The organism is Aeromonas sp. FDAARGOS 1411 (assembly GCF_019047125.1).
GTDB classification, from domain to species: domain Bacteria; phylum Pseudomonadota; class Gammaproteobacteria; order Enterobacterales; family Aeromonadaceae; genus Aeromonas; species Aeromonas veronii.
On the sequence record NZ_CP077214.1, the window covers coordinates 3512674 to 3522500 of the forward strand.

5 protein-coding genes, 1 tRNA gene and 2 rRNA genes (1 of these 8 running past the window's edge) are annotated in these 9827 nt (G+C 58.6%); 3 read left to right on the plus strand and 5 right to left on the minus strand.

Features of this window, described 5'->3' with window-relative positions:
• Nucleotides 1–161 precede the first annotated feature (161 nt).
• Nucleotides 162–1643, minus strand: a complete 1482-nt coding sequence (gene ilvC, locus I6L41_RS15885) for a ketol-acid reductoisomerase (RefSeq protein WP_216959951.1) — start codon at nucleotides 1641–1643, stop codon at nucleotides 162–164.
• Nucleotides 1644–1864: 221 nt separating this feature from the next.
• Between ilvC and ilvY the strand changes: the two genes are divergently transcribed.
• Entirely contained in the window at nucleotides 1865–2758 is an 894-nt protein-coding gene (gene ilvY / locus I6L41_RS15890) for an HTH-type transcriptional activator IlvY (RefSeq protein WP_139474481.1), read from the plus strand.
• Here ilvY and I6L41_RS15895 read toward each other — a convergent pair.
• Entirely contained in the window at nucleotides 2747–3607 is an 861-nt protein-coding gene (locus tag I6L41_RS15895; protein WP_216959955.1) for a transporter substrate-binding domain-containing protein, read from the minus strand. The genes ilvY and I6L41_RS15895 overlap by 12 nt on opposite strands.
• 192 nt (nucleotides 3608–3799) lie before the next feature.
• Here I6L41_RS15895 and I6L41_RS15900 point away from each other — a divergent pair, with 192 nt between their 5' ends.
• Entirely contained in the window at nucleotides 3800–3991 is a 192-nt protein-coding gene (locus tag I6L41_RS15900) for a hypothetical protein (RefSeq protein ID WP_005339486.1), read from the plus strand.
• Between the two features lie 73 nt (nucleotides 3992–4064).
• Nucleotides 4065–6647, plus strand: a complete 2583-nt coding sequence (locus I6L41_RS15905; RefSeq protein ID WP_216959959.1) for a bifunctional acetate--CoA ligase family protein/GNAT family N-acetyltransferase — start codon at nucleotides 4065–4067, stop codon at nucleotides 6645–6647.
• Between the two features lie 266 nt (nucleotides 6648–6913).
• On the opposite strand, the gene I6L41_RS15910 is transcribed toward I6L41_RS15905, so the two are convergent.
• The 3 genes from I6L41_RS15910 to I6L41_RS15920 form a co-directional block, all read right to left on the minus strand.
• Nucleotides 6914–6990 (minus strand) — tRNA-Asp (locus I6L41_RS15910).
• Between the two features lie 97 nt (nucleotides 6991–7087).
• Nucleotides 7088–7202, minus strand: a 5S ribosomal RNA gene (rrf, locus tag I6L41_RS15915).
• Between the two features lie 81 nt (nucleotides 7203–7283).
• Nucleotides 7284–9827, minus strand: a 23S ribosomal RNA gene (locus tag I6L41_RS15920); it runs 346 nt beyond the window's last position.

Here is a 9827-nt window from a genome sequence, read left to right on the forward strand (position 1 = left end):
TGTCCAGTCCGACCGGCGACGGGGATCGTCATCCCCGCCCCTTCATCATCCAGCCCGATGCGGGCTTAACCGCCAACGGCGATGCGTTTCATGTCTTTCATATAACCGCGCAGTACCTGACCGCTCTTCTCGCATCAGGCATGGTTGCGGGTCATACCTGATTAACCGCCAACGGCGATACGTTTCATGTCTTTCATGTAGCCACGCAGTACCTGACCGATCTTCTCGATCGGGTGGTTGCGGGTCGCTTCGTTGGCCGCCAGCAGCGCCAGGTTATCCACGTTCTGCCCTTCCGCCTTGCTGGCACCCAGATCACCCGCTTTCAGGGTCGGCATGAAGTGCTCGCGCAGCAACGGCACGGCAGCGTTGGCAAACAGGTAGTTGCCATACTCGGCGGTATCGGAGATGACCACGTTCATCTCGTACAGGCGCTTGCGGGCAACTGTGTTGGCGATCAGCGGCAGCTCGTGCAGGGATTCGTAGTAGGCGGACTCCTCGTAGATACCGGAAGCCACCATGGTCTCGAACGCCAGCTCGACACCCGCCTTGACCATGGCCACCATCACCACGCCATTGTCGAAGTACTCCTGCTCGGCAATCTTGCCTGCAAACGCCGGGGCGTTTTCGAAGGCGGATTTGCCAGTCTCTTCACGCCAGGTGAACAGTTTGACGTCATCTTCGGCCCAATCGGCCATCATGCCGCGAGAGAACTCACCGGCGATGATGTCGTCCATATGCTTCTCGAACAGCGGGCGCATCAGGGTCTTGAGCTGCTCGGAGAGCTCGAAGGCGCGCAGCTTGGCCGGGTTGGAGAGGCGGTCCATCATCAGGCTGATGCCACCCTGCTTCAGGGCTTCGGTGATGGTCTCCCAGCCAAACTGGATCAGCTTGCCAGCGTAGGCCGGGTCTGTGCCCTCGGCAACCAGCTTGTCGTAGCAGAGCAGAGAACCGGCCTGCAGCATGCCGCAGAGGATGGTCTGCTCGCCCATCAGGTCGGATTTAACTTCCGCCACGAAGGAGGATTCCAGCACCCCGGCACGGTCGCCGCCGGTGGCAGAGGCCCACGCCTTGGCGATGGCCATGCCTTCACCTTTCGGGTCATTTTCCGGGTGAACAGCGATCAGAGTCGGTACGCCGAAACCGCGCTTGTACTCTTCACGCACCTCGGTGCCCGGGCACTTGGGCGCCACCATCACGACTGTGATGTCGGAGCGGATCTGCTGCCCCTCTTCCACCACGTTGAAGCCGTGGGAGTAGCCCAGCGCAGCGCCCTGCTTCATCAGCGGCATCACGGTTTTGACGACGTCGGAGTGCTGTTTGTCCGGAGTCAGGTTGAGCACCAGATCGGCGGTCGGGATCAGCTCTTCATAGGTACCGACCGCGAAGCCGTTGTCGGTGGCTTTCTGCCAGGAGGCACGCTTCTCGGTGATGGCGGCCTTGCGCAGGGCGTAGGAGATATCCAGCCCGGAGTCGCGCATGTTCAGACCCTGGTTCAGCCCCTGGGCACCACAGCCCACAATCACCACCTTCTTGCCCTTCAGCACGTTGCAGCCGTCCGCGAACTCTTCGCGCTGCATGAAACGACACTTGCCCAGCTGGGCCAACTGCTGACGCAGGTTCAAGGTGTTGAAATAGTTAGCCATGGTGATTGCTCCGTTCGATTGATTCCATGCCGGATGGCGGCGTTGTCTGAACCACTATAGCGCGGGACACTTATTGCCTGAACTGATATATTCGAAACAGTACGTTGCAATAATTGAAACATTAATCCTTCATAATTGCCTGCTGAATGTACCGCGAGATGGCAGAAACAAGCCGCCAACCGCTGGATATCGGGCACAGAAGCCGCGCCAGGAGCTGAAAGATGGACCTTCGCAATCTCGAGCTGTTTCTCCACCTCGCCGACTCCCTCCACTTCGGCAAGAGCGCCGATGCCATGGCAGTCAGCCCCTCCACCCTGAGTCGCGCCATCCAGCGGCTGGAGCAGGAGACCGGCTGCATCCTGTTCGAGCGGGACAACCGCTCGGTGCGGCTCACCCCGGCGGGCGAGAAGCTGCGGGAGTTTGGCGGCGGCTTGTTGCAGGAGTGGCGTCAGCTCAAGCAGGAGCTCAAACGCAGCGATGAACCGCTGCAGGGGCGGCTGCGAGTCTTCTGTTCGGTCACCGCCAGTTACTTTCTGCTGCCCGAGGTACTGGAGCGCTTTCGCCGCCGCTACCCCCAGCTGGAGATCAAGCTGGAGACCGGTGACCCGGCGCTGGCGGTGGACAAGATCCTGGCCGATGAAGCCGATCTCGCCATCGCCGCCCGTCCCGATGCCCTGCCCGCCAAGCTGGAGTTCGCCAGCCTGCAGCAGGTGCCGCTGGTCTTTATCGCGCCGCGCAACGCCCCGCAGCTGAACCAGTGGTTCCGTCAGGGAGAACCTGATTGGGAGCAACTGCCGGTCATCCTCTCCGAGCAGGGGCTGGCCCGCAAACGCAGCGATCAGTGGTTTCGCAACAAGGGGATAGCGCCCAACATCTATGCCGAAGTGGCGGGTAACGAGGGGATCGTCGCCATGGTGGCGCTCGGTTGTGGTGTGGGGCTGGTGCCGGCGGCGGTGATCGACCACAGCCCGCTCGGCGACAAGGTGCGGATCATCGACCTCAAGCCCGCCTTCAAGCCATTTGATGTGGGGATCGGGGTGCTCAAGAAGCGACTGGAAGAGCCGCTGATCCGCGCCTTCTGGGATACGGCACAGAACCAGAACTCACTGCGCTGAGACGGGCTGGTAGATGAGCGTAGGGTCGGCCATCATCTTGCGACTCGACAACGGCAGATCAGGGTTGTTCAGCTCGAGGCGCTGCCGCTGGTCGAGCTGCAAACGGCGGATGGTGCTGCCAAACCCCTCCTCGAAGATCCGGGCAAAATCCCCGGTTTGTCGCGCCCGCTGCAGGCCAAGCTCAATGCGCTGCGCCAGCTCCGGATATTTGGGCGAAACAAAGAAGAGCAGCGCCAGCGGATAGCGAAACACCAGATGGGGCTCGATGGCCAGATCCGGGTGCTGTTTCAGCTCATCCTCGACCTCGATGACGGAGCGCAAAAAGCAGTCGAAACGCTGCTTGCGCAACATGTTGAACAGCGCTTCGTAGAGGTTGCCCGCCATCACATTGAGGCCGTTGGCCCTCAGCAACTGGGTGTCAGGCCAGGATCTGTGCTGACCGATGGAGAGCCCGGCGCGATGCCAGTCCGCCAACGATCCGATCGCGGCAAAACGCCCCTCATCCCCCTGCCGAACCAGACACACCCGCCACCCCAGCAGCCCCTTGGCCAGCGGAATGTGGATTGCCAGCAACTCCCGCTCTCGCTCACCATCGGGGGCAAAGACACCGACCTGAACCAGCTCGCCGCTGCGCAGCTCCTTCACTGCCCGCCCCTGCTCCATCTGCGGGCTGGAAACCAGCTGGTAGGGGCCATATTCGGGCACGGTGAGATCGAGGGAGAGGCGCAGCAACTGGACGACGGCGGGGTTGGGATGATCCAGCAGCAGATTCCAGGCGCGGATAGGCTGCTCGGTTGCCGTTGCGCCAACCGTCCACAGTGCCATGCACCACCACCAGACTCTGATCATCCTGCGCACCATCCGTGCCTCATGCTCCTCGCCATACTATAACGCCAGCCAGCACCTCAACGGCGCCCTCTCTGAAAGATGTGTGAGCGCTCTCGTGTCAAATCTCGTGTCAAAAGTGACAATAGGCAAACCCGACAGGTCATCGCAGACTGGGCGTTCATCAACAAACGCCAAGGCGCAGGGAGGAGAGCCATGAAACAGCATCTGGTAGAGATCAAGGGTTCAACCCTGTTTGACGAGTATCTGCAAAGCATGGGCGTACCCAGCACGGCGCTCGACCGGGAGCAGGATATCTATCTGCAGGAACGCCACCTGGGAGCCATTCGCCGGGTGCAAGGCGAACTGCGCTTTTATCTGCGTGCCAATGCCCTCAACAAACGGTGATCAGGATCCGGTCACAGAACCCGCAGCAAAGGCGTATTAGACTGGTATCTTCCCCCTTTTGTCGGGAGTGCCCATGAAAGCAAGCGGTCTGGATCGGCTGTTCAAACCCCACTCAATCGCCGTGATCGGCGCCTCGACCGACCCGCTCAAGGCGGGTCATGTGATCGTGCGCCACCTGCTGGCGGGCCAGTTCAAAGGGCCCATCCTCCCCGTCACCCCGCGCAACAAGGCCATCGCCGGCGTGCTGGCCTATCCCGATATCGCCAGCCTGCCGCTGACCCCGGATCTCGCCATCATCTGCACCAGGCGGGAGCGGGTCTTACCGTTGCTGGAAGCGCTCGGCCAGAAGGGCGCGGGGGCGGCCATCATACTGGCCGCCGACTTTTCCCCCGAGGAGCGACTGGAGCTGAAACGGGTCTGCCAACAATATGGCATTCGCCTGCTCGGCCCCAACAGCATGGGGATGCTGCTGCCCGGCCAGGGGATCAACGCCAGCTTTTCCCCCATTGCCGCCAAGCCGGGGCAGGTCGCCTTTCTCTCGCAATCCGCCGCCGTCAGCACCACCATTCTGGATTGGGCCAAGCAGCATGAGCTGGGCTTCTCCGCCTTCATCTCCCTTGGTGATCACTGCGATATCGACTTCGGCCAGCTGCTGGATCAACTTTCCCGCGACAGCGTCACCCGCGCCATCTTGATCTACATGGACAAGTTGCACGACGCCCGCCACTTTCTCTCGGCTGCGCGGGCAGCCTCGCGCAACAAGCCGATCCTGGTGCTGAAAAGCGGGCGCCACGAACCGGCCCACGGTCTCGACAATGTCTACGATGCGGCCATCCGCCGTGCCGGCATGCTTCGGGTGCGGGATACCCACGAACTGTTTGCCGCGGTGGAAACCCTCAGCCACTCCATGACCCTCAAGGGGGAGCGGCTCGCCATCATCTCCAACGGCCGAGGGCTGGCCAATATGGCGGTGGATGTGCTGCTGGAGCGGGGCGGCAAGCTGGCTCGCCCACCACTCGATATCGGCAGCGATGCCACCATCACCACCTATCAGGAGGCGCTGGACAGCGTGTTGCAGGAAGATGTCATCGACGCCATCCTGATCATCCACGCCCCCTCGCTCACGGCACCGAGCGCGCCACTGGCCAGCCATCTTATCGCCCATCTGAAACAGCATCCCAGAGCGCGCCGTTTCAATATTCTCACCAACTGGGCGGGCGAATACTCGGCGCAGGAGGGGCGAAAACTCTTTACCGAGGCGGGTTTCCCGACCTACCGCACGCCGGAAAGCGCCATGGCCGCCTTCATGCACATGGTGGAATACCGCCGCAACCAGAAGCAGTTGATGGAGACCCCTGCATCCCTGCATGGCAACCAGCTCAATGTCGAGCTGTGCCAGCAACTGATCCATCAGGCGCAGGAGCGCAAGCAACTGAGGCTGGATACCCATCTGGTGCACCCGATTTTACAAGCCGCCGGTCTCTCGACCCTGCCAACATGGATCGTCACCGACGCCATCGAGGCGACCCTCACCGCCGAGCAGATCGGCTATCCAGTAGCGGTAAAACTGCGCTCGCCCGATATCCTGCACAAGTCTGCCGTACACGGGGTGGTCCTCAATCTGCGCACCTCGGCCGAAGTGGCGCAAGCTGCAGATGCTATTCTGGACAGGGTCAAACAGCATGATCCGGGCGCCCGCATCGAAGGCTTGCTGGTGCAGCGGATGGCTCGCCGCAGCGGCGGCCTGGAGCTGCGGGTGCGGATCCAGCAAGACGCCATCTTTGGCCCCGTCATTCTGTTGGGGGAATCAGGCGCAGAACCGCAGGAGATGGTGGCAGCCTTGCCACCACTCAATCAGGCACTGGCTCGTTACCAGATCATAGGAGCCCTCAAGAGCCGCAAGATCCGTGAGCAGGCCACACCGGAACGACTGGATATCGATGCCCTCGGTCAAGTGCTCTGCCAGCTCTCCGAGCTATTGCTCGCCTTTCCTGAGATTCAGGAGCTGGACCTGCACCCGCTGCAAGCATGCGGTGCAGAGATGGTGGTGCTGGATGCCAGCCTCACACTGGCTGACCACGCCATCCCGACCAGCAACCGACTGGCGATCCGCCCCTATCCTACCGAACTGGAGGAGGGTGCCTGGCTTAAAGATCAGCGCCATATCCTGCTGCGCCCAATCCGGCCGGAAGATGAACCTGCTCACAAGCAGTTCGTGCTGCAGGTCTCCGATGAAGACAGGTACAAACGCTTCTTCGCCGATGTAGGCGAGCTGGGCCATGAAGAGCTGGCTCGCATGACCCAGATCGATTACGACCGGGAGATGGCCTTCGTAGCGGTGGGGCAAGATGGCGAGCTGCAGGATCAAATCCTCGGCGTGGTACGCGCTATCTCGACCCCGGACCTGAGCGATGCCGAGTTTGCCATTCTGGTGCGATCGGACTTGAAAGGGGTGGGTCTCGGCAAATTGATGATGGAGAAGATCATCCGCTACGCCAAAGAGCAAGGGATTGGCCAGCTATCCGGCATGACCATGCCCAGCAATCGCGGCATGGTCAACCTCGCCAAACGGCTCGGCTTCAAGATCGACGTGCAAATGGAAGAGGGGGTGGTCAATATGGAGCTGCCCTGTAGTCAGCAGGCAGCAGAAGGCTGATTTGACCACCTGCAGAGTCGTTCAAATTGCTGTGAATGAAACTGATAAGACTCTGATATAGCCAGAAAATGGTAGAAATAACCGGCTATCTGGCACTCTTACTTGGCATAGAAAAGCCAGATATTGGTGGTTTAACACGCTAAAAACACCAAAGCCCGGTCGTGAGAGCGGGCTTTGTGTTGATTCTGGTGTGCAAATCTGTGGGTCTTATGGAAAAAATAGTGCATAGAAAAAGGCCTTCCCAATCGGGAAGGCCTTCAAATTAGTGGCGGAGCGGACGGGACTCGAACCCGCGACCCCCGGCGTGACAGGCCGGTATTCTAACCGACTGAACTACCGCTCCGCATTCGGTTAGCTTGCGCTAAATCATTTGCCGCTTCTTCTGAGGTGTCATCCTCGCAGCCAGTGACATGATTCTTCACATCGCTGTTTAATTGGGTGCCTGGCAGTGTCCTACTCTCGCATGGCGAATGCCACACTACCATCGGCGCTACCGCGTTTCACTTCTGAGTTCGGCATGGGATCAGGTGGTTCCACGGCGCTATTGCCGCCAGGCAAATTCTTCAATCTGAGAAAGCTGACGTAAGTAATTCGTTCGTATTTGCTACAAGCCTTAGAACACTTCTTGGGTGTTGTATGGTTAAGCCTCACGGGTAATTAGTATGGGTTAGCTCAACACGTCGCCGCGCTTACACACCCCACCTATCAACGTTGTGGTCTCCAACGGCCCTTTAGGACCCTCAAGGGGTCAGGGATGACTCATCTCAGGGCTCGCTTCCCGCTTAGATGCTTTCAGCGGTTATCGATTCCGAACTTAGCTACCGGGCAGTGCCACTGGCGTGACAACCCGAACACCAGAGGTTCGTTCACTCCGGTCCTCTCGTACTAGGAGCAACTCCCTTCAATCATCCAACGCCCACGGCAGATAGGGACCGAACTGTCTCACGACGTTCTGAACCCAGCTCGCGTACCACTTTAAATGGCGAACAGCCATACCCTTGGGACCGACTTCAGCCCCAGGATGTGATGAGCCGACATCGAGGTGCCAAACACCGCCGTCGATATGAACTCTTGGGCGGTATCAGCCTGTTATCCCCGGAGTACCTTTTATCCGTTGAGCGATGGCCCTTCCATTCAGAACCACCGGATCACTATGACCTACTTTCGTACCTGCTCGACCTGTCCGTCTCGCAGTTAAGCTGGCTTATGCCATTGCACTAACCTCCTGATGTCCGACCAGGATTAGCCAACCTTCGTGCTCCTCCGTTACTCTTTGGGAGGAGACCGCCCCAGTCAAACTACCCACCAGGCACTGTCCGCGAGCCCGATTCAGGGCCCTGCGTTAGAACATCAAACATACAAGGGTGGTATTTCAAGGACGGCTCCAGCGCAACTGGCGTCACGCCTTCAAAGCCTCCCACCTATCCTACACATGTAGGTTCAATGTTCAGTGCCAAGCTGTAGTAAAGGTTCACGGGGTCTTTCCGTCTAGCCGCGGGTACACCGCATCTTCACGGCGAATTCGATTTCACTGAGTCTCGGGTGGAGACAGCATGGCCATGGTTACACCATTCGTGCAGGTCGGAACTTACCCGACAAGGAATTTCGCTACCTTAGGACCGTTATAGTTACGGCCGCCGTTTACCGGGGCTTCGATCAAGAGCTTCGCTTGCGCTAACCCCATCAATTAACCTTCCGGCACCGGGCAGGTGTCACACCCTATACGTCCACTTTCGTGTTTGCAGAGTGCTGTGTTTTTGATAAACAGTCCCAGCCATCTGGTCACTGCGACTCCCAACTGCTCCATCCGCAAGGGACTTCACTGTCAGGAGCGAACCTTCTCCCGAAGTTACGGTTCTATTTTGCCTAGTTCCTTCACCCGAGTTCTCTCAAGCGCCTTGGTATTCTCTACCCGACCACCTGTGTCGGTTTGGGGTACGATGACTTGTAATCTGAAGCTTAGAGGCTTTTCCTGGAAGCAGGGCATCAATGGCTTCCACACCGTAGTGTGTTCGTCTCGTGTCTCAGTGTTGTGTCTCCGGATTTGCCTAGAAACACCACCTACGCACTTTCACCAGGACAACCGTCGCCTGGCCCACCTAGCCTTCTCCGTCCCCCCATCGCAATTACAAGTCGTGCAGGAATATTAACCTGCTTCCCATCGACTACGCCTTTCGGCCTCGCCTTAGGGGTCGACTCACCCTGCCCCGATTAACGTTGGACAGGAACCCTTGGTCTTCCGGCGAGGAGGCTTTTCACCCCCTTTATCGTTACTTACGTCAGCATTCGCACTTCTGATATCTCCAGCATACCTCTCGATACACCTTCGCAGACTTACAGAACGCTCCCCTACCACTCATACATAAGTATGAATCCGCGGCTTCGGTGCCTGGTTTGAGCCCCGTTACATCTTCCGCGCAGGCCGACTCGACTAGTGAGCTATTACGCTTTCTTTAAATGATGGCTGCTTCTAAGCCAACATCCTAGCTGTCTGAGCCTTCCCACATCGTTTCCCACTTAACCAGAACTTTGGGACCTTAGCCGGCGGTCTGGGTTGTTTCCCTCTTCACGACGGACGTTAGCACCCGCCGTGTGTCTCCCGGATATTACTTACTGGTATTCGGAGTTTGCATGGGGTTGGTAAGTCGGGATGACCCCCTAGCCCAAACAGTGCTCTACCCCCAGTAGTATTCGTCCGAGGCGCTACCTAAATAGCTTTCGGGGAGAACCAGCTATCTCCGAGTTTGATTGGCCTTTCACCCCCAGCCACAGGTCATCCCCTAACTTTGCAACGTTAGTGGGTTCGGTCCTCCAGTTGATGTTACTCAACCTTCAACCTGCCCATGGCTAGATCACCCGGTTTCGGGTCTACACCTTGCAACTAGACGCCCAGTTAAGACTCGGTTTCCCTACGGCTCCCCTATACGGTTAACCTCGCTACAAAATGTAAGTCGCTGACCCATTATACAAAAGGTACGCAGTCACCCCGAAGGGCTCCCACTGCTTGTACGTACACGGTTTCAGGTTCTATTTCACTCCCCTCACAGGGGTTCTTTTCGCCTTTCCCTCACGGTACTGGTTCACTATCGGTCAGTCAGGAGTATTTAGCCTTGGAGGATGGTCCCCCCATATTCAGACAGGATGTCACGTGTCCCGCCCTACTCGATTTCACATCAAGGT

What these genes read in the sequence shown, in the direction of transcription:
- ilvC (WP_216959951.1), bottom strand. Translation starts at nt 1,643, where the DNA reads ATGGCTAACTATTTCAACACCTTGAACCTGCGTCAGCAGTTGGCCCAG.
- ilvY (WP_139474481.1), top strand. Translation starts at nt 1,865, where the DNA reads ATGGACCTTCGCAATCTCGAGCTGTTTCTCCACCTCGCCGACTCCCTC.
- I6L41_RS15895 (WP_216959955.1), bottom strand. Translation starts at nt 3,607, where the DNA reads ATGATCAGAGTCTGGTGGTGGTGCATGGCACTGTGGACGGTTGGCGCA.
- I6L41_RS15900 (WP_005339486.1), top strand. Translation starts at nt 3,800, where the DNA reads ATGAAACAGCATCTGGTAGAGATCAAGGGTTCAACCCTGTTTGACGAG.
- I6L41_RS15905 (WP_216959959.1), top strand. Translation starts at nt 4,065, where the DNA reads ATGAAAGCAAGCGGTCTGGATCGGCTGTTCAAACCCCACTCAATCGCC.